25 protein-coding genes and 1 other RNA gene are annotated in these 23396 nt (G+C 61.2%); 8 read left to right on the top strand and 18 right to left on the bottom strand.

Annotated elements, in window-relative coordinates; genetic code table 11:
• Positions 1 to 81: 81 nt before the first annotated feature.
• Genes ACYQ3S_RS14145 through ACYQ3S_RS14135 form a run of 3 tightly spaced genes read right to left on the bottom strand, consistent with a single transcriptional unit; the run spans position 82 to position 1944 of the window.
• On the bottom strand, positions 82 to 873 hold the full coding sequence (locus tag ACYQ3S_RS14145) for a hypothetical protein (RefSeq protein WP_459689942.1): 792 nt from the start codon (positions 871 to 873) through the stop codon (positions 82 to 84).
• Positions 867 to 1574, bottom strand: coding sequence for an ABC transporter ATP-binding protein (locus ACYQ3S_RS14140; RefSeq protein WP_459689940.1), 708 nt, complete (start codon positions 1572 to 1574; stop codon positions 867 to 869). The genes ACYQ3S_RS14145 and ACYQ3S_RS14140 overlap by 7 nt, the downstream gene beginning before the upstream one ends.
• The gene (locus tag ACYQ3S_RS14135) at positions 1558 to 1944 is read right to left on the bottom strand and encodes a GntR family transcriptional regulator (RefSeq protein WP_459689938.1); all 387 of its coding nucleotides are present in this window, start codon (positions 1942 to 1944) and stop codon (positions 1558 to 1560) included. The genes ACYQ3S_RS14140 and ACYQ3S_RS14135 overlap by 17 nt, the downstream gene beginning before the upstream one ends.
• A 166-nt stretch (positions 1945 to 2110) precedes the next feature.
• Between ACYQ3S_RS14135 and ACYQ3S_RS14130 the strand changes: the two genes are divergently transcribed.
• Complete coding sequence (locus tag ACYQ3S_RS14130) at positions 2111 to 2683, top strand: hypothetical protein (protein ID WP_459689937.1); 573 nt, start codon at positions 2111 to 2113, stop codon at positions 2681 to 2683.
• A gap of 50 nt (positions 2684 to 2733) precedes the next feature.
• Here ACYQ3S_RS14130 and ACYQ3S_RS14125 read toward each other — a convergent pair whose 3' ends face one another.
• From ACYQ3S_RS14125 to ACYQ3S_RS14100, 6 genes are all read right to left on the bottom strand, one after another.
• The gene (locus ACYQ3S_RS14125; RefSeq protein WP_459689935.1) at positions 2734 to 4329 is read right to left on the bottom strand and encodes a peptide chain release factor 3; all 1596 of its coding nucleotides are present in this window, start codon (positions 4327 to 4329) and stop codon (positions 2734 to 2736) included.
• Between the two features lie 281 nt (positions 4330 to 4610).
• Positions 4611 to 5210: a recombination mediator RecR gene (recR, locus tag ACYQ3S_RS14120; RefSeq protein ID WP_390124831.1), complete on the bottom strand. Its 600-nt coding sequence runs from the start codon at positions 5208 to 5210 to the stop codon at positions 4611 to 4613.
• A complete protein-coding gene (locus tag ACYQ3S_RS14115; RefSeq protein ID WP_459689933.1) occupies positions 5210 to 5560 on the bottom strand; it encodes a YbaB/EbfC family nucleoid-associated protein in 351 nt (116 codons plus the stop codon). Before ACYQ3S_RS14115 ends, recR begins: the two co-directional genes overlap by 1 nt.
• A gap of 14 nt (positions 5561 to 5574) precedes the next feature.
• The gene (dnaX, locus tag ACYQ3S_RS14110) at positions 5575 to 7200 is read right to left on the bottom strand and encodes a DNA polymerase III subunit gamma/tau (protein ID WP_459689931.1); all 1626 of its coding nucleotides are present in this window, start codon (positions 7198 to 7200) and stop codon (positions 5575 to 5577) included.
• 406 nt (positions 7201 to 7606) lie between these two features.
• An RNA gene (gene ffs / locus ACYQ3S_RS14105) (signal recognition particle sRNA large type) lies at positions 7607 to 7872 on the bottom strand.
• A gap of 59 nt (positions 7873 to 7931) precedes the next feature.
• The gene (locus ACYQ3S_RS14100; RefSeq protein ID WP_459689930.1) at positions 7932 to 10403 is read right to left on the bottom strand and encodes a transglycosylase domain-containing protein; all 2472 of its coding nucleotides are present in this window, start codon (positions 10401 to 10403) and stop codon (positions 7932 to 7934) included.
• A gap of 207 nt (positions 10404 to 10610) precedes the next feature.
• Between ACYQ3S_RS14100 and ACYQ3S_RS14095 the strand changes: the two genes are divergently transcribed.
• Positions 10611 to 10943, top strand: coding sequence for a hypothetical protein (locus ACYQ3S_RS14095; RefSeq protein WP_459689928.1), 333 nt, complete (start codon positions 10611 to 10613; stop codon positions 10941 to 10943).
• Between the two features lie 37 nt (positions 10944 to 10980).
• On the opposite strand, the gene ACYQ3S_RS14090 is transcribed toward ACYQ3S_RS14095, so the two are convergent.
• Positions 10981 to 12813, bottom strand: coding sequence for a copper amine oxidase N-terminal domain-containing protein (locus ACYQ3S_RS14090; protein WP_459689927.1), 1833 nt, complete (start codon positions 12811 to 12813; stop codon positions 10981 to 10983).
• Positions 12814 to 12920: 107 nt separating this feature from the next.
• Between ACYQ3S_RS14090 and ACYQ3S_RS14085 the strand changes: the two genes are divergently transcribed.
• Both ACYQ3S_RS14085 and pdaA read left to right on the top strand, forming a co-directional pair.
• Positions 12921 to 13820, top strand: a complete 900-nt coding sequence (locus ACYQ3S_RS14085) for a DMT family transporter (protein WP_459689925.1) — start codon at positions 12921 to 12923, stop codon at positions 13818 to 13820.
• 44 nt (positions 13821 to 13864) lie between these two features.
• Positions 13865 to 14701, top strand: coding sequence for a delta-lactam-biosynthetic de-N-acetylase (gene pdaA / locus ACYQ3S_RS14080; protein WP_459689924.1), 837 nt, complete (start codon positions 13865 to 13867; stop codon positions 14699 to 14701).
• A gap of 1 nt (position 14702) precedes the next feature.
• On the opposite strand, the gene ACYQ3S_RS14075 is transcribed toward pdaA, so the two are convergent.
• A complete protein-coding gene (locus ACYQ3S_RS14075; RefSeq protein ID WP_459689923.1) occupies positions 14703 to 14981 on the bottom strand; it encodes a hypothetical protein in 279 nt (92 codons plus the stop codon).
• 96 nt (positions 14982 to 15077) lie between these two features.
• Here ACYQ3S_RS14075 and ACYQ3S_RS14070 point away from each other — a divergent pair, with 96 nt between their 5' ends.
• Together ACYQ3S_RS14070 and ACYQ3S_RS14065 are read left to right on the top strand one after the other, a co-directional pair.
• On the top strand, positions 15078 to 15293 hold the full coding sequence (locus ACYQ3S_RS14070; RefSeq protein WP_459689922.1) for a helix-turn-helix domain-containing protein: 216 nt from the start codon (positions 15078 to 15080) through the stop codon (positions 15291 to 15293).
• Positions 15294 to 15424: 131 nt separating this feature from the next.
• Positions 15425 to 16546, top strand: a complete 1122-nt coding sequence (locus tag ACYQ3S_RS14065) for a DUF362 domain-containing protein (protein WP_459689921.1) — start codon at positions 15425 to 15427, stop codon at positions 16544 to 16546.
• A 188-nt stretch (positions 16547 to 16734) separates the two neighbouring features.
• Here the strand turns inward: ACYQ3S_RS14065 and ACYQ3S_RS14060 are convergent, their stop codons facing one another.
• The 7 genes from ACYQ3S_RS14060 to ACYQ3S_RS14030 all read right to left on the bottom strand — a co-directional run bounded on the left by ACYQ3S_RS14060 (position 16735) and on the right by ACYQ3S_RS14030 (position 21710).
• Positions 16735 to 17469 (bottom strand): flavodoxin, encoded by a 735-nt coding sequence (locus ACYQ3S_RS14060; RefSeq protein ID WP_459689919.1) that lies wholly within the window; start codon positions 17467 to 17469, stop codon positions 16735 to 16737.
• Positions 17466 to 18167 (bottom strand): DUF4405 domain-containing protein, encoded by a 702-nt coding sequence (locus ACYQ3S_RS14055; RefSeq protein WP_459689917.1) that lies wholly within the window; start codon positions 18165 to 18167, stop codon positions 17466 to 17468. Before ACYQ3S_RS14055 ends, ACYQ3S_RS14060 begins: the two co-directional genes overlap by 4 nt.
• 24 nt (positions 18168 to 18191) lie before the next feature.
• The gene (locus ACYQ3S_RS14050; RefSeq protein WP_459689916.1) at positions 18192 to 19355 is read right to left on the bottom strand and encodes a flavodoxin; all 1164 of its coding nucleotides are present in this window, start codon (positions 19353 to 19355) and stop codon (positions 18192 to 18194) included.
• 89 nt (positions 19356 to 19444) lie between these two features.
• The gene (locus tag ACYQ3S_RS14045) at positions 19445 to 19654 is read right to left on the bottom strand and encodes a tautomerase family protein (protein WP_459689915.1); all 210 of its coding nucleotides are present in this window, start codon (positions 19652 to 19654) and stop codon (positions 19445 to 19447) included.
• Positions 19655 to 19668: 14 nt separating this feature from the next.
• On the bottom strand, positions 19669 to 20316 hold the full coding sequence (locus ACYQ3S_RS14040; RefSeq protein WP_459689914.1) for a flavodoxin: 648 nt from the start codon (positions 20314 to 20316) through the stop codon (positions 19669 to 19671).
• A 61-nt stretch (positions 20317 to 20377) separates the two neighbouring features.
• Positions 20378 to 20740 (bottom strand): MerR family transcriptional regulator, encoded by a 363-nt coding sequence (locus ACYQ3S_RS14035; protein ID WP_459689913.1) that lies wholly within the window; start codon positions 20738 to 20740, stop codon positions 20378 to 20380.
• A gap of 103 nt (positions 20741 to 20843) precedes the next feature.
• Complete coding sequence (locus ACYQ3S_RS14030; protein ID WP_459689912.1) at positions 20844 to 21710, bottom strand: LysR family transcriptional regulator; 867 nt, start codon at positions 21708 to 21710, stop codon at positions 20844 to 20846.
• A 158-nt stretch (positions 21711 to 21868) separates the two neighbouring features.
• Between ACYQ3S_RS14030 and ACYQ3S_RS14025 the strand changes: the two genes are divergently transcribed.
• Positions 21869 to 22906 carry an aldo/keto reductase gene (locus ACYQ3S_RS14025; protein WP_459689911.1) on the top strand — a complete coding sequence of 346 codons (1038 nt, stop codon included), beginning with the start codon at positions 21869 to 21871 and terminating at the stop codon, positions 22904 to 22906.
• A gap of 267 nt (positions 22907 to 23173) precedes the next feature.
• The coding region (locus ACYQ3S_RS14020; RefSeq protein WP_459689910.1) for a site-specific integrase at positions 23174 to 23396 on the top strand (223 nt) is incomplete at its 3' end.

The following is a 23396-nucleotide window of genomic DNA, read 5'->3' as shown; positions in this document are numbered from 1 at the left end:
TTTTGCAACCTTTTCCGTCTTTGGGGTGCAAAAAGGGACGCGCGGCGCCGCGCGTCCCCCGTGGTGAAAAACAGATGTGGTTTATTCCAGATTGAGCCGGTTCTTCAGGATATGGCGGATCGCCAGGAAGAATACCGCGCCCGGCACCGCCGTGCCGATGCACAACAGGATCATGCCGACATGGATAGACGCAACAGGCCCGATGCCCCGCAGGAAGTTTTCCAGCGCTACCCAGAAGCCGTCCAGGGGCAGAATGCCCACGCCCATGACGAAGAACATGAACAGGAACTGGAGCACGGTGGACAGCACGAAGTACCACACCACCGCCATCAGCACGCGGTGCTTTTTCGCCAGATGCCCCAGTGCGATGCACAGGTAGATGAACAGCGTAAACACCGCGCCGCTGACCAGCAGCCAGAGGACCATCTCGATCGTATAAAACAGGTTGTTGGCGTCGCTGACGAACATATTCCACAGGCCGGCAAAGAACTCACCCACCCCGCCCGCGCCCAGGATGGCGATGCTCAGGAGAGCGGCGATCACGGAGATCACATCCATCACAACCGCAACGATGAGCTTGCTCCAGATGTGCTGGGAAACCGTCACCGGCAGGGTGAACATCAGGTAGCCCTCGTCCCCCAGCAGGTTCTTGTAGAACCGCTGGATCTGGATGACCGCAGTCACAACGAACACCGCCACCATCACGGCGAAGTACAGCAGGCCCAGCAGCACCGTGGGGATGCCGTGCAGCAGGTTCTGCACCTGCTCGGTCATGGTCAGGCGGTTGACCGCTGCCAGCAGCAGCACCGCCGCGTACATCGGAAGGCAGATGCGCGCGCACGCCTTCCACTCATATTTCAGCAGCTTCAGCATGCGAACACCTCCCTGAACAGCATATCGACCGATTTCCCATGCTCCTCGCGGATGGTATCCACGCTCTCGTGCAGGGTCATCACGCCGTTTTTCAAAAAGATGACCTCGTCCAGTACGCGCTCGATATCCGCGATCAGGTGGGTGGAGAGCAGCACGGTGGCATCCTCGCTGTAATTGGACAGGATGGTGTTGAGGATGTAGTCGCGCGCCGCGGGGTCCACGCCGCCGATCGGCTCGTCAAGCAGGAAGAGCTGGGCCTTGCGGCTCATGGTCAGGATGAGCTGCACCTTTTCCTTCGTACCCTTGGACAGCGTTTTGAGACGCGCCAACGGGCTGATATCCAGCGTTTTCAGCATGTCGTTCGCCTTGATCTTGTCAAAATCCGCATAGAAGTCCGCGAAAAAGTCAAACAGGTCGCACACGCGCATCCAGTCGTTCAGGTAGGCGCGGTCGGGCAGGTAGCTGACCACGCTGTGCGTATGCACACCCGGCTTTTCCCCGTCGATCAGCACCGTGCCGCTGGTCGGCTGCAGCAGGCCGTTGAGCAGCTTGATCGCCGTCGTTTTGCCCGACCCGTTCGGCCCCAGCAGGCCGATAAAGCGGCCGCGCTCGAGCGTCAGGCTCAGGCTGTCAAGCGCCTTGATACTGCCGTAAACCTTGGTCAGCCCTTCGCATACAACCAGATCATTCCTCTGTTCCATTCTTGTTCTCCTCCCCCCTGCGCTTTTCCAAAAGCGCCACGATCTCCTGCTCGGTAAAGCCGAGCTGGCTCATGCCGGCTAAAAATTCTGAAATACGGTCGCTTGCGATCTGTTCCCGAATTTTTGCTATCATCTCTCTATCCTCCGTAACATATCGTCCACTGGTGCGGTTGGTGTACATCAGCCCTTCGCGCTCCAAATCCGCCAGCGCGCGCTGCATTGTGTTCGGATTCACGCCCGCTTCCGCCGCCAGCTCCCGCACGGGCGGCACCTTATCGCCCGCGCCGAGCTGCCCGCTTACGATCTGCTCTATCAGCCGCTCCATGAGCTGCTGATAGATCGGGCGGTCGCCCCGCAGTTGCCATTGCATAGGCTCGCTCCTCTCTGTTTCTTTGTACTATGATAATAGTACAGTAGTGCATAATTGTCAATACCTTTTTTGAAAATTTTTTTATCCCGCCCCGCGGCCGCTAAATTATTGCTGAAAAATCCCGCGTGGTATGCTATAATTACTGATACACTGGAGGGTAATTTTTATGAAGATCTATCCCAGCCTGCGTCTGCTCTGGGCCGCGCTTGTGGTATCCGCGGTCACGAGCCTCGGCAGTCTCTTTCCGGAAAGCAGCGTTAGCCTGGCCGCCAGCATCCTCAACCTTGCGGCATACGGCGTGATGCTGTATGTTCTGCACCGCCTTTCGGAGGAATCGGCCAGGTTCAGCCGCGCCTTTTCCTGCCAGCTCATCTCGCTGATCCTCTCCATCCTGGCTCTGGCCTGCACGTTTATGGGTACGTCGGATATGATGCTGTCTTTCATGGTGCTGCTGATGGTGACCGGCTCGCTGTTCAGCCTGATCAGCCAGTATCATATGTACTGGGCGCTGGATGAGCGCGTCATCCCCTGCGGCTACGCCTACCCCGCCCGCCGCATCCGCTGGTGCTTTTACACGCCGCTGATCGGCGCGGTGGCCGCCTCTTTCCTGCAAACCCTGTTTTATCAAGACCTGGCCGCGCTGGTCGTGCAGCTCGTCTGCCAGCTTGCACCGCTTGTTCTGCTCTGGCAATACCTGCGGGCGGTCAAAAACCGTGAGGACGATCCGCTTCATATCTAACGGCAAACAAAAAACGCGCGCCGGAACGCTCTGTTCCGGCGCGCGTTTTCTTATGCGTTTTCCGAAAACTCCGCCAGGCGGAGGGTTTCGTTATGGTCGAGCGCATAGGTGATATTCCACGGCGAGGTGAACAGCAGCAGGCTGTTGCCCTTGAGGTCCTCGACGATTTTGGTGTCGCTCGTGAGCTGCAGGCGCTTGATGTCGAAATCCTCCTCGTCGTTCTCCACCCAGCGCACATGCTCATAGGGCAGGTTCTCGCGGATGATCTCCACGTTATACTCGTTTTTCAGACGGTATTCGAGCACCTCGAACTGCAGCACGCCGACCACGCCCACAATGACCGCCTCCATGCCCGAGCCCGGCTCGCGGAAAATCTGGATCGCACCCTCCTGCGCAATCTGCTCCACGCCCTTGACGAACTGCTTGCGCTTTAAGGTATCCTTCTGCCGCACCGTTGCGAACAGCTCGGGCGCAAAGGTCGGGATGCCGGAAAAGACGCATTTGCGCTTGGGGTCGCATACCGTGTCCCCGATCGCGAACACGCCCGGGTCAAAGATGCCGATGATATCGCCCGCATAGGCCTCGTCCACGATCGAACGGTCCTGCGCCATGAGCTGCTGCGGCGCGGCGAGCGCCATTTTTTTGCCGGTCCGCACATGCAGCACCTCCTGCCCGCGCTCAAACTTGCCCGAGCAGATGCGCATGAACGCCACGCGGTCGCGGTGCGCCTTGTTCATGTTCGCCTGAATCTTGAACACGAACGCGGAAAAATGGTCCTCAAACGGGTCGATCACGCCGATATCCGCGGTGCGCGCGGTCGGCGGCGGGGTCATCTGCAAAAACTTCTTGAGGAAAGGCTCCACGCCGAAGTTGGTCAGCGCTGAGCCGAAGAACACCGGCGACAGCTTTCCCTCATGCACGGCTTTCAGGTCGAATTCATCCCCCGCGCCGGAGAGCAGCTCCACGTCGTCGATCAGGGTCTGGTACTGATCCTCGGGCAGCAGCCCCTCCAGGATCGGGTCGTCGATCGACAGGCGCTGCGCCTTGACCTCGTGGCGGAAGTCCGCGCCCTCGAACGCGATGACCTGGTCGTCCATGCGGTCGTACACGCCCTTGAAGCGCTTGCCCGAGCCGATCGGCCAGTTGACCGCGTAGGTGCCGATGCCCAACTCGTTCTCGATATCCTCAAGCAGCTCGTAGGGGTCGCGCGCCTCGCGGTCCATCTTGTTGATGAACGTGAAAATCGGCACGCCGCGCATGGCGCACACCTTGAACAGCTTGCGCGTCTGCGCCTCCACGCCCTTGGACGCGTCGATGACCATGACCGCCGAATCCGCCGCCATCAGCGTGCGGTAGGTATCCTCGGAAAAGTCCTGGTGGCCCGGGGTATCCAGGATGTTGATGCACTTGCCCTCATACCGGAACTGCAGCACCGACGATGTGACCGAAATACCGCGCTGCTTTTCGATCTCCATCCAGTCGGAAACCGCGTGGCGGCTGTTTTTCTTGCCCTTGACCATGCCGGCCTCCTGAATGGCGCCGCCGTAGAGCAAAAACTTCTCGGTTATGGTGGTTTTGCCGGCGTCAGGATGCGATATGATCGCAAATGTGCGCCGGTTTTCGATTTCTTTCTTCAGGTCTGCCACAGGCTTATTTCCTCCCGATCATGCAAAACTTATAAATTTTTGCGAAATGTACACAGAATGTTCACAATTGCCGGATATAGTATAAGTGTGGAAAGCGTAAGATCCCCCCACATGTTCTTGCTTTCTACTCTCTATCCTACCTTTTATTGCGGGAACGGCCGGACGAAAGTCCGGCCGTTCCTGTTTTTTGCGCTGTGCGTATCACAGGAGGCGCACATGCCCCCTGTCCACGCGGGCAGGCAGGAACACAGTGTAGGACAGCGGCCGCGTCGGGCGGCGGGTTACAGCTCCCGTCTGCCCTCCAGCGCGCGGAGCAGCGTAACCTCGTCCACCATTTCCAGATGGCCGCCGACCGGCATCCCGTAGCCCAGACGGGTGATTTTGATGCCGAACGGCTGCAGCAGGCGGGAAATGTACATTGCGGTCGCTTCCCCCTCGGTATCCGGATTGGTGGCGAGGATGACCTCCTCGGTTTCCTCGTCCGCCACACGCTGCACCAGCTCGCGGATGCGGATATCGTCCGGCCCGATGTGGTTCATCGGCGACAGCGTACCGTGCAGCACATGGTACAGCCCTTTATATTCCCTGGTCCGTTCAAACGCGATCACATCGCGCGGGTCGGTCACCACGCAGATGGTCTTCTGGTCGCGCGCCTGGTCGGCACAGATCGGGCAGGTTTCGGTGTCCGTCAGGTTCTGGCAGCGCTTGCAGGTGAACGTTTTGGCCTTGGCGTCCCGTATCGCGTCCGCGAAGCGCTCCGCATCCTCTTTGGGCAGGTCGAGCACATGGAACGCCAGGCGCTGCGCGGTCTTTTGTCCAATGCCGGGGAGCCGCGCGAATTCCTCGATCAGCTTTTCGACCGGCGGTGCGAAAAAGTCCATCAGAACAGGCCGCCGCCCAGGCCGCCCATGCCGCCCGTCACCGCGGACATCTGGCTCTGGGATTTTTCGGTTGCCGCCTTGAGCGCTTCGTTCACCGCCGCGACCACCAGGTCCTGCAGCATTTCGATATCGTCCGGATCAACCACGTCGGGCTTGATCTCGATGCTTTTCAGCGTCGACGTGCCGGTCACGGTCGCGGTCACCATGCCGCCGCCCGCCGTGCCGGTGGTCTCCATTTGGGCGATCTCCTCCTGCGCCTTGAGCATGTTTTCCTGCATTTTCTGCGCCTGCTTCATCATGGCCTGCATATTCATGCCGCCGCCAAAACCGCCGAATTTACCCTTTGCCATCTGTTATGTCCTCCTTAAAGCTCTTTCACTTGGATATCAAACGCTTTCGCGCGGCCGATCAGCTCATCGACCGCGGTATTTTTTTTGTGGACCGGCTCGTCTCCGGCCTCCCGCACCTTGACCTTGACCGGCGCGCCGGCCAGCGCCGCCGCCTGCGCGCGGATGACCTTCATGGTCGGCTCCGCCTTGGCGAGCATGGCTGTGATCCCGTCCTCGCAGAGGATGACGAGCGCGCCGTCCTCCTCGATGCCGCGCGCGGACAGCTTGAGGTTGGTATGCGCGCCCGTGTTGATCTTGCCGGTCAGCGCTTCGAGCAGCGCGGGCCAGTGCGGCCAGTCGGCCGCCGTCGGAGCCGCCGCCTCGGGCTTTTCCGGCGCGCGGGCCTCCTCCTGCCCGCCGAGCCAGTCCGGCGCGTCGCTGTCGTCCGGCGGGGGCGGCTCATCGCCGCTGCCCGCGTCCGGAACGGCTGCCGGCATCGGCTGCGCGGCCTGTACCGGCACGCCGTTTTTCAGCTTTTCCTCCAGCGCTTCCACGCGGCCGCCCAGGGTATCATAGCTGTCCGCGCCCAGGCTGCACAGCCGCACCGCGCACAGCTCGGCCTCCACGCGGCGGTTTGCCGCGCTGCGCATCCGGTCGAGCGCGTCGCCGATCACACGGCTCCACGCGATCAGGGTCGAGGCCGCCAGTCCGTCGCACAGCTTCCGCAGGGTCTGCACGCTGTAGGCGGGGGAAATCAGCGCGGAAACATCGGTTTTGCTGGTCTTCACCAGCAGCGCGTCCCGTATCAGGCCGAGCATCTGGTCGTAAACCGAGGCCAAATCGCGGCCCGCGTTATAATATTCATCCAGCAGGCCGACTGCCGCGGCCAGATCGCCCGCTTTCAGGCTGCCGGCCAGCCGCAGGCTGTCATCCTGCCCCATCACGCCCAGCGCCGCGGTGACCGTTTGTTCGTCCACCGCGCCCGCTGCGGCCGCGCGGTCCAGCATGGACAGCGCATCGCGCATCGCGCCGTCGGCCAGGCGCGCGATCAGGCGCGCGGCCCCCTCGGTCAGCCCGATGCCCTCGCCCCCCGCCACATCGAGCAGGCGGCGCGCGATATCCTCCGCACCGATGCGGCGGAAATCAAACCGCTGGCAGCGCGACAGGATGGTGGCGGGTACCTTGTGCAGCTCGGTGGTCGCAAGAATGAACAGCACATGCTCGGGCGGCTCCTCCAGGGTTTTAAGCAGCGCGTTGAACGCGCCGATCGAGAGCATATGCACCTCGTCGATGATGAACACCCGCTTTTTTACCTGCGCGGGCGTGTAGCGCGTCTCGTCGCGCAGGTCGCGGATATTGTCCACGCCGTTGTTGGAGGCCGCGTCGATCTCGGTCACATCCAGCACGGACCCGTCCAATATCCCCCGGCAGGCCGCGCATTCGTTGCACGGGTCGCCGTTGACCGGATTTTCGCAGTTGACCGCCCGGGCAAGGATTTTTGCGCAGGTCGTCTTGCCCGTGCCGCGCGTACCGGTAAACAGGTAGGCGTGGCTCAGCCGTCCGGACTGGAGCTGCGCGCGGAGCGTATCCGTGATATGCTGCTGCCCGATCACGTCCGCAAATGTCTGCGGCCGCCACTTGCGATATAATGCCTGATACAAGTCCTGTCGCAACCCCTTTCCTCAATTTCTGCCGCGCCTGTGGGCAAACGCCCCGTTCACACCACAAAGAGGCGGGCGCAAGCCCGCCTCCAAGCGTCTCTCCTGCGCGCCATGCGCGCCATTTGAACAGAAAACCGCCGCGCGGTTTTCATCAAAAGTCAGGACACAAGATGAATTGCCCCACAGCGGCAAAAGAAGGTGGCCTGGGCCATGCGCCTGCCTTTTGATGCCCCGGCTCAGCCGCCTTGGGCGGCGTCGTTCGGGTATTGAAAGCAGGTTTCTGCCGGAACCTGCTTTCTTTCGTATATAGGGGACTTTCGCTCATCAAATCGCCGTGCAACGGCGAAATAAGGACAGCGGCCTACGGGCTGAAGTCCCTTACCCTCTCGTTCAGCGCCCCACAAGACCGCACGCGGACAATTCGAAAGCGAACGTCCGGCCGTTCTTCGCACTTTAAGCTCAAGATCGGCAGCTCTGCGGCACACGATGGTTTCTGCTTAATGCTGCTCGGTTCCCCGCCTGACATGGTTCACAGTCCTCCGTTGCGCAGTACCGGTCTCTCATCGCTCTGTGGGCGACCACCTTGCCGAAAGTCCGTCCCTCCTTGCCCGCATCATCCCCGCTGTAGCGGATTGCGGGTACAGAGCACCGCTAACGCCCCGATGCGTGCGGCCTTGTGCGGCGCTGAACAAAAGGTATTCGATTGTTAGTTTACACCGGCCGGACGCGGTTTATGCCTCCGGATCATCCGGCGGCGGCGTTTCCGGCTCGGTTGATGTGCCGGGGTCGGTCGTGCCGCCCGGGTCGGTTGTACCGCCGGGGTCGGTTGTCCCACCTGGGTCGGTCGTACCATCGGGATCGGTTGTGCCGCCCGGGTTCGTATTGCCGCCCGGGTCGGTCGTACCGCCCGAATTCGTACCGCCGCCCTCCGGATCGGTTGGCGTTACCGGCAGTCCGGTTTCCGGATCAACCGACGGATTGGCCGGCTGGTCCTCCGGCTTTTGCTCCTCCGGCTTTTCTTCCTCTTCTTCCTCCTCAACCTCGATGCCGGTCGTCTTGCCGTAATCGTAGGTCTTGAAGCCCTGGTGCGGGCAAAGCTCGGTCGGCGTCTGTCCCTTCCAGAAGCGTCCGGTCGCCACACGGCCCGCCGCGCGGCACGCGCCGGACGGGGCAAGCCCGCTGTCCATGCAGTAGGAGGCGGTCTCGAAATCCTGCGGGTGCGAATCAAAGACCAGGCCGGAATCGCCCTCATGCACGCGGGTCATGACCGTTTTCCAGATGCCCGCCGCCGTGCGGCCGTACAGCCCGTCAAGCGTGTAGTTATGCTCGTAGCCGACCCAGACCGCGGCGGAATATTCAGGCGTCACGCCGCAGAACCAGATATCCGTGTTCGAGGTCGTGGTACCCGTTTTGCCCGCGGTCTGCACGCCCGAAATCGTCGTACCCGAGGCGGTGCCGTATGAGGTAACCGCCTGCATGCAGTCCAGCATATAATACGCGGTGCGCACGTTCTCAAAGCCAAGCTCGGTGCCTGGGTTATTCTCCAGCACCACGTTGCCCTCGGAATCGAGCACCTTGGTATAGGTCCGCGTGCCAGCGAACACGCCGTCGTTGATAAAGGTCGAGAAGCCGCCCGCCATTTCGCGCACGGTCACGCCGTCGGTCAGGCCGCCGAGCGCCAACGGCGCAAGGTCGATATCGGACTGCACGGTGCCGTCCGCATTGGTGCGGGTGCCGACCAGGGAATCTTCAAAGCCCAGGCGCTGCGTCAGGAAATCATAGGACGCCTGCGGCGTGAGCATATTCATCACCTGCACGGCGATCGTATTGACCGAGCTGGTGATACCGCTTTTGATGGACAATGCCTTGCCGGTCGGCATTTTGCCGTCGTTCATCGGCCAGGGGCGCCCGTCGTCGCCCATGCGGAGCGCCTTGTCATACACCGTGGAGGTGGGTACGATGATGCCCTTATCCATGGCCGGACCATAGGTGGACAGCGGCTTGAAGGACGAGCCGGGCTGGCGGTGCGCGTCGGTCGCGTAGGAGAAATCCAGCTTGCCGTTCTTTTCCCCGCGGCCGCCCGCAATGCCCTTGATATTGCCCTGCTTGTCCGTAATGACCATGGCGCTCTGCGGCCGTTCGCCATACTTCTCCGTATTGGGGAACACCGAATCGTCCGCCCAGACCGCATCCAGGATATTCTGGACGTTGGTGTCAATCGTGGCGTAGATCTTGAGGCCGCCCGAGTTAATCATATTGCTTGCGACCTGCTCGGAGTAGCCCTTCTGCTCCATCAGGTCCTTTTTGACGTCCTGGATGACCGCGTCGGTAAAGTAGGTGTACGGGTCGCCGATCTCCTCCTGGTATTTCTCATAGGGGCGGTACACCAGTTCCTGCGCGACGGCCGCGTCATGCTCCTCCTGGGAAATCATGCCCAGCTCCAGCATTTTGCCGAGCGTCGCCTCCTGGCGCTCCTTCACCCGATCCGGATGGTTATAGGGATCGTAAATGGAGGGGTTGTTCGTCAGGCCGACCAGAGCCGCGCATTCCGCGAGGTCGAGCTGCGAAACATCCTTGCCGAAATAGGTTGTGGCCGCGGTTTTTACGCCGTAGCAGGTGTGGCCGAGGTAGATCGTGTTCAGGTACATGGTCAGGATGCGGTCCTTATCGTCGATCTCCTTTTCCAGCGCCAGCGCGCGGAATATCTCGTTGACCTTACGCTTGACCGAGTAATCCTTGTCCTCCGTCACGTTCTTGATGAGCTGCTGGGTGATGGTCGAGCCGCCGTACTGGTCGCCGCCAAGCAGCCAGCCCCTGACCGCGCCCAGCGTGCGCCTCCAGTCCACGCCGTGATGCTTGTAAAAGCGCTCGTCCTCGATCGCGACCGCGGCGTTTTTCAGATCCTCCGGAATCTCCTCGCTGTCAACCCAGATGCGGTTTTCCGTACCCTTGATGGTTTCGTAAAGCTGTTCCGCGCCGGTTTCCGGATCATAGTTGTAAATGAAGGAATTCAGGTCAAGGCCCAGGCCCTGGCTGATTCCCTTCGCCGTCTCCTGCGCGGAGGGGTTGATATAAGCATGCACATAATATGCGAACGCAATGCCGCAGAAGCAGGCGCAGAGCACGCCGATCAGCAGCAGCGTCAGCAGCACGCGGGATATGAAATGCCCAACGCCGTATCCTTTTCTTTTGCCAGTCGACAATTCGGTTTCCTCCTTACCCGGCGGCGGGGGACGCCGCAGGGTCTTTTCCAGTCGGACGCTGGCGGCGTCCGATTTGTTCCCAGCATACGGTGGTATTATACCACACTGTGCGCCAAATTCCAAACAAATTTTACATTCGTTCCCGAATATTTTACAAATTTACGGGAATACTCAAAGCAAATCCCTTTTTCAAAGGATGTTTTTTCTATGATGCAAGGTTTTTACATGCTCGCCCTGCAGCGGGCGCGCCGCCAAAGGCGCATCGCCCTGGCGGCCTGCATCCTCGCGCTGGCCTGCGCCTTTTTTGCCGCGCGCGCCTATTTTGCCCCGTCTGTGGTTGCGGCAAACGCGCCGCTCGAGCCTTATGTCGCCTATGACGCGGACGGGACGCTCGCCGTGTCCCGCGGCGGCGAAACGGTCATCTACACGGAGATCGACACCCGTTCGCTGCCGCAGGCCGACCGCGAGGCGCTCGGGAACGGCGTCGTCCTGCCGGATGCCGAAGCGCTCGCCAAGCTGCTGGAGGATTACGGCTCGTAAAAAGCGGGCGCATACGCGCCCGCTTTTCCCGTTTTCCTCAGTCCCACAGGCCCTCGACCCACTGTTCGAAGTCGACAACCTCCTCCGCCTGCGGCGGCTGCGCCGCCGGCGAACCGTCATAGGGCCGCTGCTCCATCTCGACCGCCATCGTGAGGATGCCCTGGTTCTTGATGTGGATGGTTTGCTCCACCCGTCCGGACGAGGCCTCCGCCCGATAGCCGTAGGTTATCAGCATGTCGCTGAACCAGCCTTTTTCGCGGCGCTCGCCCTCGCCCGTGATCCCGCCGGTCTGCACGTCCAGCGTGAACCAGCCCTTGAAGTAGCTGCCGTCCTCCCACACCTCTTCGCTTCCGACCGGCGCGGTGTAGCGCGACCCGCTGCGGGTGAACAGGCTGTCGCCGGCCTCGAGCGCGCAGTTCTCCGCCATGCTGTGCGTGCGGTACCACAGCTCGCTGTAGTTGCCCCATGTTTCGCAGTTCTGCTCGGTCCGGCTGACGATATACTCGCCGGCGGTTTCCGCATCCGCAGCCAGGGGCAGGAAGCTGCCGGTGACCAGCACGACGGGGTTCATATCCGTCGTCCCCACGCCGCCGGACTCGGCCAAGCCGCTCACGCTGAACCATTTATCCGCGTCCGCGGCGGCAGCGGCGCCCTCCGGCGCATCCTCCGCGAGCAGCCCGAACAGCAGCGGGCAGCGCAGGTACAGCATATCGGTATCCGCGTTATAGATCATTTCAAAGCGGGCGTTTTCCAGCTCTGTCTGGTATTCCGCCACCAAATCCTCCATGCCCATGCCGAGCAGCCAGCCGCTCTCCTGCGCATACAGCGCCGCCAGCGCGTACAGGTCGAGCCGCAGGTCAAGCTGCACGCTCCCGCCCTGGCTGATGACCTCCAGCGTACCCTCCATGGGGTAATGCTCGTCCCCGTCGATCGAGTTGAAGGCCGTATAGGCCACCTCGATGGCCGCCGCTGTGCGCAGCGCCTGCTCCGGATCGATTTCCGGCTGGGCCGCGAGCCACTGGTTGACAATGGAGAACTCCGCGTTCAGCTCGTCGAGCAGCGCGTCCCTGTCGTACAGCACCGCGACCTGCTCATACTCGTCCCACTGGACGGTCAGGCCGAACGCCTCCGCGAAAAAGCGCACCGGAACATAGGTGCGGTCCTCCTTCTCATACGGCACGGCGTCGAGCGCAACCGTTTCCAACACCGCGCCGCTCTCCGCATCCGAAACCGCCAGCGTATCGCTGCCGGCCGCAAAGGCATACGTCCGCCCCGCCAGCTCGGCGGTTACGGCGCCGTCCGCATAGCCGACCGCCGCGCCCAGCGTCTCCGCGATCGCACGGAACGGCACCATGGTCCGGTCGTTCCTGCTCTCGGGCTGCGCGTCTGGGAACACGACCGTTTTCCCGTTGAGCTGCACGCTCACCGCCGGCGGCGTGCGCGGCACCAGACCGAACGCGACCAGCGCGTCCAGCCCGTCCGGATACCAGACGCCGTCCGTCTCCATGGCGAACACGTCCTCGGCCGTCAGGTCCGCCGCCATCTGCGCAATCAGCGCTTCCCGCGTCATCCCCCACTCTTCCGCCGCTTCCCCGACCGAATCCGTGCCGTAATAATTGCAGACCAGGCTTTCGTCCGCTTCAAGCGCCAGGATATAAAGCGTATATTTGCTGCTGACCATATCATAGGTCAGCTCCTCATCCCCGCCCAAAAACTGCTCCATGAATTCCTCGGGCGACGCATAGCCGTAAACCTCATACAGCGGCGGCTCCCCGTCCGCCGCCAGCGCCGCGGGCAGCGCGCCGCACAGCACCGCCGCCGCCAGGCCCGCGGCAAGCAGCCGTCCCAGCAAATGCCTGATCCGTTTCAAGAGAAAGCCCCCTTACGTTTTTTATTACTTTTATTGTACCCCCAAACCGATGCAGCGTCCATTTCCGTTTTATCCATTTTTCACGACCGAAAGTAGGCGATATGCCCATGCACTCCACGCAGGCCAAAGCAAAATCCGCGCTGCTGCTCACCGCGTTCATCTGGGGCAGCACGTTTTTCGTTATGAAGGAAGCCGCCGCCGTCTTCCCGCCCGCCCTGCTCATGGCCGTGCGGTTCACGGTGGGCGCGGCGGCGCTCGCGCTGCTGTTCCGCGGGCGGCTGGGCGTGCTGCGCGGCCGCAGGTATTTGGCCGCCTCCCTTATCACCGGCGCGACGCAGACCGCCGCCTATCTGCTGCAGACCCTTGGCCTGCACTGGGACACCTCGCCCGGCAAGTCCGCTTTCCTGACCGCGGCTTACTGTGTGCTGGTGCCGTTCCTCGGCTGGGCCGCGCTGCGCCGCCGGCCGACGGGCTGGCAGTTCGCCGCGGCCGGCCTGTGCATCCTCGGCATCGGCCTGCTTTCGGTCACCGAGGCCATGACCATCTCGCCCGGGGACTTCGCCACCCTGCTCAGCGCGGCGGCGTTCGCGCTCAACATCCTTTCCGTCGGTTATATGGTGGAGCAGGGCTGCGAGCCCGTGCCGCTGACCATCGGCCAGCTCGGCGCGGCGGCGCTGATGTGCTGGGGCGTGTGCGCGCTGACCGGCGCCGCCCCCTATGCGCCGCCGACCGCCGGCGCGTGGGCGAGCCTGGTCGTCCTCGGCCTGACCGCTTCGGCGCTCTGCCTGTCCCTGCAGGCCTATGGCCAGCAGCATGTCGAGCCCTCGCAGGCCTCCCTGCTGCTTTCGCTCGAATCCGTGTTCGGGGTGGCCTGCTCGGTTGTCTTTTACGGCGAAACGGTCACCGGCCGCATGCTGGCGGGCTTCCTGCTCATTTTTACCGGCATTCTCGCGGGCGAAACGCAGTTTGCCTTTGTGCGCCGCCTCCGGCCGCAGAATTCGGAATAAGCCGCGTCCCCCCGGCATACTTTACACCGAGGGGGCGTTTATTTATGTTCATTACCATTACCCGCGACACGCTTTGCCGCATCGGCGCGGCGGCGGGCGTATGCGTTACGCTTGCCGTGCTGTTCTTCCTGCTGCCGCAGGCCGATGCGCCCGCCGCGCAGGCAAACGCTGAGGCCGAGGCCGCGGTCCCCGCGTCGGTCAGCGACTGGGGCCTGTCGTTCCAAACCGAGGGGCAGCCGCCCGTCGGCAACGTATCCGCGGATACGCTCCGCCAGTGGGACGCCTACTATGTGGGCGACACCTCCCAAAAGACGATCTACCTGACCTTTGACGCGGGCTACGAAAACGGCAACACGCCCGCCATTCTGGACGCGCTGAACAAGCACAACGCGCCGGCGTGCTTTTTCGTGGTGGGCAATTTTATCGACACCGCGCCCGATCTGGTAAAGCGCATGGTGGACGAGGGGCATATCGTGGGCAACCACACGCTGCACCATCCCGATATGTCAAAGATTTCGGATATGGATTCGTTCCAGGCGGAGATCACCGGCCTTGAGGAAAAGTTCACCGCCCTGACCGGCCAGCCGATGCAGCGGTTTTACCGCCCCCCGCAGGGCAAATTCAGCGAGGAGAATCTCAAACAGGCGCAGGAGCTGGGCTATACGACGGTGTTCTGGTCGCTGGCCTATGTGGACTGGTATACCGACAACCAGCCGACCGACGAGCAGGCGTTCTCCAAGCTGCTGCCGCGCATCCACAACGGCGCGATCGTCCTGCTGCACTCGACGAGCGAGACGAATGCGCGCATCCTTGACGAGCTGCTCACCAAATGGGAGGGCGAGGGGTACACGTTCGGGAGCCTGACCGACCTGACCAAATGAATCATTCGCCGGAAAGCAGCCGGCGCTCCGCTTCCTCCAATGCGTCGTCAAGATCGGCAAGCAGGGCGGCAAGCTGCTGCCCGTCGGCGCTTTCTATCAGGCAGGCTTCCACCCTGCACGCCGTTCTGCGGATATCATGCGCAAGGCTGAAATAGGCGTCCTTATAATTGCGTCTGGCTGTTTTCCTTTCGGGCGCTCGGTCGTCCAAAACGGAAAACTCAACTTCTTCCAGGGTAAAATTTTTTGCAAACTCCGGTTCATACTGCCTTTTCTGTTTCATGACAATCACCTCTTTCCAACATTATGTGTCATTTCGACCCAAAAATCAATAGTTTCATATTGACACATTATACTTAAATTCATGTGAGGTGATACAGTGAGGCTACGCATCAAAGACTTGCGTGTTGATAACGATTTAAGTCAGGAAGAAGTTGCTAAGGCGCTTCATATTCCGCGCGCAACCTACTGTAATTACGAAAACGGTCGGCGCAATGTCCCCAATGACATACTTTGTGATCTTGCCGACTTTTACAACGTCAGTCTGGATTACCTGCTGGGCCGCACAGACACCTACACCCCGTTTAGAAAATGACCGCGCCGTGTCGGGCGCGGTCATTTTTTGTCCTCCGCGCCCCCTCTATGCGCCCTATCCGCTTGTTTTACCCCCCTTTTTGTGCTATACTGTCATCATGGGCAAGTAAGACAAGAAAGGATGATTCCATCATGGAAAAGGCCAAGGTCTATTTCGCGGACTTCCGCGCCACGCTGACCGAAAACCTTCAGCAAAAGCTGACCCGCCTGCTCAAAACCGCGGGCATGGGTACCATTGATTTTGACAAGAAGTTCACCGCCATCAAAATCCATTTCGGCGAGCCGGGCAACCTCGCCTACCTCCGGCCGAACTGGGCCAAAACCGTCGCGGATTTTGTCCGCGAGCGCGGCGGCAAGCCGTTCCTGACCGACTGCAACACCCTGTACGTCGGCGGGCGCAAGAACGCGCTCGACCATCTGGACTCCGCTTACCTCAACGGCTTCAGCCCGTTTTCGACCGGCTGCCACGTCATCATCGCGGACGGACTGAAAGGCACGGACGAGGCGTATGTGCCGGTCGAGGGCGGCGAATACGTCAAGGAAGCCAAGATCGGACAGGCCATTATGGACGCGGACGTGTTTATTTCGCTGACCCACTTCAAGGGCCACGAGGCTTCGGGCTTCGGCGGCTGCCTGAAGAACATCGGCATGGGCTGCGGCTCGCGCGCGGGCAAGATGGAGCAGCACAACGCGGGCAAGCCGCAGGTCGATCCGTCCCCCTGCGTGGGCTGCGGCATGTGTACGCGCATCTGCGCGCACGACGCTATTACCATCACGGATAAAAAGGCGCATATCGACCATGACAAATGCGTGGGCTGCGGCCGCTGCATCGGCGTCTGCCCGACCGACGCGATCGGCTGCGGCTATGATGAATCCAACATCGTCCTGAACCGCAAGATCGCGGAGTACACCAAGGCGGTCGTGGACGGGCGCCCCTGCTTCCATATCTCGCTTGTTATCGACGTGTCGCCCAACTGCGACTGCCACGCGGAGAACGACGTGCCGATCGTGCCGAATGTCGGCATGTTCGCGTCCTTTGACCCGATTGCGCTCGACCAGGCCTGCGTGGACGCGGTCAATGCCGCGCCGGTCAATCCGGACAGCCTGCTCCGCGACGCGCACGAACGGCACCATATCGACGACGCGCACGACCACTTCCACGCCGCCCATCCGGATACGAACTGGCAGTCCGCGCTCGAGCATGGCGAGAAGCTCGGCCTCGGCACGCGGGACTACGAACTCATCAAAATCTGAACGCCATAAAAACGCGAGGCGGCGGTGTGTACGGACCACCGCCAAAAACGCTTCAGGGCATGCAAAACCGCCGCAGGATTCATGATCCTGCGGCGGTTTTTTCTTTTCTCGATGGATTCAGGCTGGCCACTTATTCCATCCGGAGTACCGGTTCCGCATCTTCGGATGTTTCCGGCGTTCACCCTGCTTCATCTGGGTAAAGGAAAATCGATTCCCAGACCGTCCAGCCATTGGCCGATGATCTCCTCTGCTCGGGGCATATCATTCCGGTAGATGCCCACCGGCTCCAGAACAGTGGTATCCTCCGGCAAGGCGGCGGTCAGGTCCCGAATGGTAGAACTGAGGCCGCCGGTGCCGTGGGTCACAAAGGGGATCACGGTCTTTCCGGACAGGTCGTTTTCCTCCACAAAGGTGAACACTGCCATGGGACAGGTGTACCACCAGTTGGGGAAACCCAGAAACACCGTGTCGTAGTCCTCCATGTTCTCCACTGTCTCCGCCAGCGCGGGCCGGGCATTTTCCGCTTTCTCCTCAGCGGCCCGGTCCAAGCACTGGTCGTAGTCGCTGGAGTAGGGCTCTGTGACCCGAATGGAGAACAGGTCGCCGCCCACTTTTTCCTGAATGTAAGAGGCCATAAGGGCGGCGTTGCCTGGGATCAGCACACTGGCGGAGGTGGCGGCGTCCACATCCACGGCGGAGGGGTCGTCCACCACCGTGTTGTCCGCCCACGTGAAGTAGGCAATCAGAATGTTGGAGGCTTCCGCCGCCGTCCCGTCCTCCGTTGGCGCAGGGGTGGGGGCGGACGTCTCCGAACCGGACGGCGGTTCGGTTGGGGGCTCCGCCCCCTGCTGGGAAACGGAGGCGGAGCAGGCGGTGAGCGCAAGGGTCAAGGCAGAAAGCCAGAAAAACAGGCGGTGTTTCATGAGACGGTACGCTCCTTTCGTTGGCTGCGGCCCAGGCGAAGGGCCAGCTTCTGCAGCAGGTATCCCACCAGTGTCCACAGTGCCAGCATGGCCAGCAGCTCCGCCGCCGTCAGGAGGACGGGCTTCTCATAGTCAAAAAAGGCGAACTGGGTGCGCAGAAAGAGGTAATCTGGAATGCGCTGGGCGAGGAAACAGGCGAGGCCCCATCCGGCGGCAGCCAGCGCCGCCAGCCGGAGCAGCCGCCGTCCTGCCGGATGCAGAGGCTTCCCGCCCCGTGTTTTCCGGCCCAGACCCAGAAAGGCGCTCCAATGGACCCCCAAGTGCAGGCCCGTAAGCAGCCAGGTCCACTGGCCGCAGGCCAGATGGATGAGCCGCGCGGCGGAGATCGGGACGGGCAGGTCCAGGAAGGACAGCGCGTGGCGGGACATGGCGATGCCGCTGACCATCTGCGCCAGCATGCTGATAAGCAGCAGAACCGCCAGCGCGGTCTGCAAAATCCTGGCTGGGGGGTATCCGCCTTTTCCCAGAGCGGCCAGCCATTTCCCATTCCAAATATGATGGAGGACAAAGAGGACCAGCGCCGCCGCCCCCAGCCACTCATGGACAGCCTGACCGGTGAGGAAATAGGCCATCAAACCCAGCAGGGTCAAGATCATCAGCAGGTCGGTAACGTGCCGCAGGGCAGAGGGAATTTTCATGAGCGGCCTCCTCTCCGCTTCCGGTCACGCGGCCTGATCCAGCTCCAGTCCCAGGCCGTTCACCCACTGGGCCACGGCATCCCTGCTGGCGGAGCCGGAGAACCGCTGGCCGTCCAGCCAGATTGCGCCGGAGGTCAGTCCCTCCACATTGCGGGCGCTGGAACCGATGCCGCTGGAGCCGGAGGTGCAGAAAGGAACGATGGTCTTGCCGCTGAAGTCGTAGGACTCCAGGAAGGTGGAGATAATCCTGGGAGTCTGGCCATTCCAGATGGGGTAGCCCAGGAAGATGACTTCATAATCCTCCATGTTTTCCATGCTGCCGGAAATCGCGGGGCGGGCGTCAGGGTCCCTGCCCTCTGCCTGGGAGCGGCTGTCGGAATCGGTATAGTCCAGGTCGGCGGAGGTATAAGGCTCCTGGGGTACGATCTCGTAGAGGTCGGCATCCAGAATGGCCTGCAGGTGCTCCGCGATGTTCTCGGTGTTGCCGGTGGCGGAGAAGTAGGCTACCAGCACCTCGGTCTCCTCGGCCGGAACAGGTTCGGGATCGGGGGCAGGCGCAGGTTCGACGGTCTCCTCCTGCGCGCCGTTCATCAGGATGGTGGCAACTTCGGCGCGGGTGGCGTTGCCCTGGGGATCAAAGCGGTTATTTTCCTTGCCGCTCATGATGCCGTTGGCGCGCGCCCAGTCCACGGCGGGGGCAGCATAGGCGGCGATCAGGTTCTCGTCGGCATAGTCCTGCCCCGCTTCGGCGTCAGGGCTGCCCGCCGCCCGCCACAGAATGGCGGCAATCTGCTCTCGGGTCACGGGGTCGTCCGGACCGAACAGTCCGTCGCCGTAACCGCCCACGACGCCGTTCTGGACGGCCCAGGCGACGGGTTCCGTGTACCAGCTGCCGTCAGGCACATCGGTAAAGCCGGCGGAGCCTGTCACCGCAGGGCTGCCCGCCTCCCGATAGAGGACGGTTGCCAGCATCGCCCTGCTCATGGCGCTGTCTGGTTCAAAGGTGGTGGCGGAGGTGCCGCTCATCCATTCATTCTCCACGCAGTATTGCACCGCGCCGGCGTACCATGCGTCGGCGGACACATCGGAGAAGCCAGTATCCTCCACCGCTGCCATAGCAGGTGCGGACAGCCCTATGCACAGGACTACCGCAAGCAAAAGGGATGCTATTCGTTTCAGGTTTTTCATCGTTTACGCTTCCTTTCCGTTTGATTCAGGCTTTGCCCACAGCCTGGCCGTTCTGCCGTTCTTCGGATGTTCTTTCATGATAAACGGGCTTACACGCCCGGCTTGACAAACATGCAGTCCTGCGGAAACCGCTTGATGGATTCGTCCCAATCCTCCGCAGGGATGTCCTGGATGGAAACAGAAATAAACCGCTTGTCGATACCCAGCTCCTGTTCCAGAAATGCCTGTGTTTTTAGAGCCAGCGCCCGTTTGGTTTGCTCATCCCGCCCGGGGATCATGGTGATAGCTACATGCGGCATGGTTATCTCCTCCTTTACAGACCCAGTCCATCGATCCAGGCTGCCACGTCCTCGCCGGCGCGCGCTGCGCCGGAGCCGTTCACATGGAAGCCGTCCAGAATTTCCGCTCCGGCGGCGCTGTTTGTCACGCTGTCCACGCTGGCGCCGAAACCACCGCCTCCGCTGGTGCAGAAGGGGATGATGGTCTTGCCGGAGCAGTCATAGGATTCCAAAAAGCTGAGGACGATCATGGGTGCGTCGCCCCACCAGATGGGGTAGCCTACAAAGATGGTGTCGTACTGCGCCCAGTTTTCCACCCGAGCGGCCAGGGCGGGGCGGGCCTGGTCCGCCTGCTCCTGCTGCGCCTGGTCCAGCAGGGCGTTATAGTCGTCGGTGTAGGGTGTTTCCGGCTCAATGGCAAAGAGGTCGCCGCCGGTCTCCGTTTGGATTATGCCCGCCAGGGTCTCGGTATTGCCCGACCATGAAAAATAGGCGATGAGGATGCCGCCGTCCTCCGCGCCGGCGTCAGGCGTGGTGTCCGGCGCGGCGGGCGCGGTCGTCTCGCTGTCCGCGGCGCTGCCGTCCGTCTGGGCATTCAGGCCGGCGTCAGACGGGCCGTTCCCGCAGGCTGCAAGGGAAACTGCCAGGATGAAAGCAAAAAGCAATGCAACGGGTTTTTTCACAAAAAATCATCTCCTTGATATGGAACGGGCAATCTTTCGCCTATCGGCGTTCGGCCGCGCCTCATATGGCGGGGTCGTCTGCTTTCTTTTGCAGTTCGTGCCGCAGGTAGTCCAGCCGCTCCAACTGCTTTTCCCGAAAGTGGATGTCGTCCAGCGTTGCCCGTCGGCGCTGCTCCAGCATCCGCAGCCGCGCCCCGTCCGAGTTTTCCTGCTCCAGCAGCAGGCGCATATACGCCTCCACCTCGTCGGTGGTGAAGCCAATGTCGTGGAGCGAGAGGATGGTGCTCAGCCGTTCCAGGTCCGTGTCGTCATACTGCCAGGCCCCCATCACTTTTTTCACCGCTCCGCACAGTCCCCAGCTTTCGTACTCCTTTAAGATTTTGATGGGGATATGATACTGCTCGCTCGCCTCTTGCATCGTCATGGCTTCACTTCCAAAATAAAAATGTAGACGCCCCTTCGGACGCCTACATTCTAAAACAAGAAAAGAAAAATGTAAAATACTTGTTTTGTATCTTGAAAAATGCTTAATTTGGATTTTTAAGGCTCTTCAAAAACGCAGAAGCCGCAGGCGCGGCAGCCTGATCCTTTTTCCACACCAGAACCGTGCCGGACCGCATGGGCGGTGCGAGTGGGAGGAAGCGCAGCCCCTCATAGGTGCAGTGGAGCCGCAGGGTGACAAATATACCCATCTCCTGCTGGGCCAGCATAGCCATATTGTAGGGCAGGTTTCCGTGGGCCACCGTCTCCACCTGTCCGGCATATGGTCCCATCCACTGCGCAAACTGCTGCTGGACCAGCGCTCGGCCGGTCAGAATTAAGGGCTGCCCCGCCAGATCCTCTGGGGTGAGGCTCTCCCGTTCGGCAAGTGGGCTGCGCTCGCTGACCAACGCCCCCCATTCCTCCACCACTGGTATGCGGAAGAACTCATATTTGCTGATATCCACCGGCTCCAGCAGCAGGCCGAAATCCAGAACGCCCCGCTCAATGCGCTCCTTGATATTGTCGGAGTTGCCGCTGTAAAATTGATAGTCCACCAGCGGATATGTCCTTTGGAATGCGGCCAGCCGCTCCGCCAGATAGGATACTGCGCGCAGCTCGCCGCACCCGATGGAGATTTCTCCCGTCAGCTCGCCCTCCTGCCGCTGGAACTCCTGCCGGGTCTTTTCCGCCAGATCGATGATCTCCTGCGCCCGTCGGCGCAGGAGGATGCCGTCGTCCGTCAGAATAATCCGGTATTTGCTGCGGCGGAACAGCTTTACGCCCAGTTCCTCCTCCAACTGCATCAACTGACGGGACAGGGTGGGCTGCGTCAGGTGGAGCAGCGCCGCCGCCCTTGTGATGTTTTCCTCCCGAGCCACCACCAGAAAGTATTTTAAAACCCGCAGTTCCATTGCACCGCCTCCCTTGTGTTCAGCATAGCACAGTCCGCCGTATTTGACAACAAGGAATGCCCGTCCTGTATTTTTCAGAATAGGAAACAGGTATTTGCTATTTCTGCGAAAGCGTTCTATGATGGATACAAAGAAATCGCAGCAGGAGGGCTTTTTCCATGAAATACACGACGCTTGGCAATTCCGATCTGCGGGTATCCCGCATCTGTATGGGCTGCATGGGTTTTGGCGACGCGGCGCACGGCCAGCACACCTGGACCATCGACGAGGAACAGAGCAGGGCCATCATCCGGCGGGGGCTGGAACTGGGGGTCAACTTTTTCGACACCGCCATCGCCTATCAAAGCGGGACCAGCGAGCAGTATTTGGGCCGCGCCCTGCGGGATTTTGCCCGGCGGGACGAGGTGGTGGTGGCTACCAAATTCCTACCCCGTACCAACGAGGAAATCGCCGCGGGCGTTTCCGGTCAGGAGCATATCCGCCGGATGCTGGATAAAAGCCTGCAAAACCTGGGGATGGAGCATGTGGACCTCTACATCTACCACATGTGGGACTACCAGACCCCGCTCCGCGACATCATGGAGGGGCTGAACGAGGCGGTGAAGGCGGGCAAAGCCCGCTACATCGGTATCTCCAACTGCTTCGCCTGGCAGCTCTGTCAGGCGAACGCTCTGGCTGAGCGGGAGGGCTGGGCCAAATTTGTATCCGTTCAAAGCCACTACAACCTGATCTTCCGAGAAGAGGAGCGGGAGATGGCGCCTTTCTGCGCAGAGGAGGGTATTGCGATGACCCCGTACAGCCCCTTGGCCGGCGGGCGGCTGTCCAGGCGCCCGGGAGAGACTTCCAAACGGCTTCAGGAAGACGGCTATGCCCGACTGAAATACGACGCGGCGCACGATCTGGACGCGCCCATCCTGACACGGACGGCGGAGCTTGCGGAGCGCCGCGGCGTTTCCATGACGGAAATCGCGCTGGCCTGGCTGCTGGCCAAATCAGCCGTCCCCGTGGTTGGGACAACCAGGCTTTCCCACATGGAGGGGGCGGCCAAGGCGGTGGAGCTGGCACTGACTGCGGAAGAGTGCACCTATCTGGAGGAACCCTATGTTCCCCATCCTCTGGTGGGCGTTATGGCGCAAAATACTGCCGCCGCCGCGAAGAAGCCCCATGTGTGGTCTGTGGGTACGCAGAGACTTTGATTTTTCCGCGCCTGGCGGAGTTCCCCCAAAATACCGCGAAAACCGATTAGCAGAAAAGGTATCGTTGTAATGAGCCGCCTCGACAAAAACGAACCATAGGCAAAATCCCCCTATGCAGGAAAGCGCCTGCATAGGGGGATTTTTATGTCAGGGAAAAAATATTCGCCCATATTTTGCTATCGCCCCGCAGTTATCGGGGCATAACCGCATAGAGCGTCTCCGGCAAGGTAAAATAATGACGTTACTTTGATATGCGGAGGTCTCAATATGAACGAAAACCAGATAACCGCCGGACGGGTCCGTGATTTTGCGGCACACCTGCGCGCGGAGGAGCGCAGCGCGGGGACGATAGAGAATTACCTGCGCCACATCCGCGCCTTTTCCCGCTGGCTGGACGGCAGGGACGTGACCAAAGCCGCGGCAGCCGCATGGAAAGCGCATCTCGTGTCCGCGGGCTACGCCCCTGCCACCATCAACGCCATGCTGGGCA

This window comes from Agathobaculum sp. TL06 (genome assembly GCF_054658635.1).
This window is presented reverse-complemented; position numbering and strand designations above follow the sequence as displayed.

What these genes read in the sequence shown, in the direction of transcription:
- ACYQ3S_RS14075 (WP_459689923.1), bottom strand. Translation starts at nt 14,981, where the DNA reads ATGAAACAGAAAAGGCAGTATGAACCGGAGTTTGCAAAAAATTTTACC.
- ACYQ3S_RS14065 (WP_459689921.1), top strand. Translation starts at nt 15,425, where the DNA reads ATGGAAAAGGCCAAGGTCTATTTCGCGGACTTCCGCGCCACGCTGACC.
- ACYQ3S_RS14095 (WP_459689928.1), top strand. Translation starts at nt 10,611, where the DNA reads ATGATGCAAGGTTTTTACATGCTCGCCCTGCAGCGGGCGCGCCGCCAA.
- ACYQ3S_RS14055 (WP_459689917.1), bottom strand. Translation starts at nt 18,167, where the DNA reads ATGAAAATTCCCTCTGCCCTGCGGCACGTTACCGACCTGCTGATGATC.
- ACYQ3S_RS14115 (WP_459689933.1), bottom strand. Translation starts at nt 5,560, where the DNA reads ATGGCAAAGGGTAAATTCGGCGGTTTTGGCGGCGGCATGAATATGCAG.
- pdaA (WP_459689924.1), top strand. Translation starts at nt 13,865, where the DNA reads ATGTTCATTACCATTACCCGCGACACGCTTTGCCGCATCGGCGCGGCG.
- ACYQ3S_RS14130 (WP_459689937.1), top strand. Translation starts at nt 2,111, where the DNA reads ATGAAGATCTATCCCAGCCTGCGTCTGCTCTGGGCCGCGCTTGTGGTA.
- ACYQ3S_RS14140 (WP_459689940.1), bottom strand. Translation starts at nt 1,574, where the DNA reads ATGGAACAGAGGAATGATCTGGTTGTATGCGAAGGGCTGACCAAGGTT.
- ACYQ3S_RS14060 (WP_459689919.1), bottom strand. Translation starts at nt 17,469, where the DNA reads ATGAAACACCGCCTGTTTTTCTGGCTTTCTGCCTTGACCCTTGCGCTC.
- ACYQ3S_RS14035 (WP_459689913.1), bottom strand. Translation starts at nt 20,740, where the DNA reads ATGACGATGCAAGAGGCGAGCGAGCAGTATCATATCCCCATCAAAATC.
- ACYQ3S_RS14050 (WP_459689916.1), bottom strand. Translation starts at nt 19,355, where the DNA reads ATGAAAAACCTGAAACGAATAGCATCCCTTTTGCTTGCGGTAGTCCTG.
- ACYQ3S_RS14025 (WP_459689911.1), top strand. Translation starts at nt 21,869, where the DNA reads ATGAAATACACGACGCTTGGCAATTCCGATCTGCGGGTATCCCGCATC.
- ACYQ3S_RS14085 (WP_459689925.1), top strand. Translation starts at nt 12,921, where the DNA reads ATGCACTCCACGCAGGCCAAAGCAAAATCCGCGCTGCTGCTCACCGCG.
- ACYQ3S_RS14145 (WP_459689942.1), bottom strand. Translation starts at nt 873, where the DNA reads ATGCTGAAGCTGCTGAAATATGAGTGGAAGGCGTGCGCGCGCATCTGC.
- ACYQ3S_RS14030 (WP_459689912.1), bottom strand. Translation starts at nt 21,710, where the DNA reads ATGGAACTGCGGGTTTTAAAATACTTTCTGGTGGTGGCTCGGGAGGAA.
- ACYQ3S_RS14045 (WP_459689915.1), bottom strand. Translation starts at nt 19,654, where the DNA reads ATGCCGCATGTAGCTATCACCATGATCCCCGGGCGGGATGAGCAAACC.
- recR (WP_390124831.1), bottom strand. Translation starts at nt 5,210, where the DNA reads ATGGACTTTTTCGCACCGCCGGTCGAAAAGCTGATCGAGGAATTCGCG.
- ACYQ3S_RS14135 (WP_459689938.1), bottom strand. Translation starts at nt 1,944, where the DNA reads ATGCAATGGCAACTGCGGGGCGACCGCCCGATCTATCAGCAGCTCATG.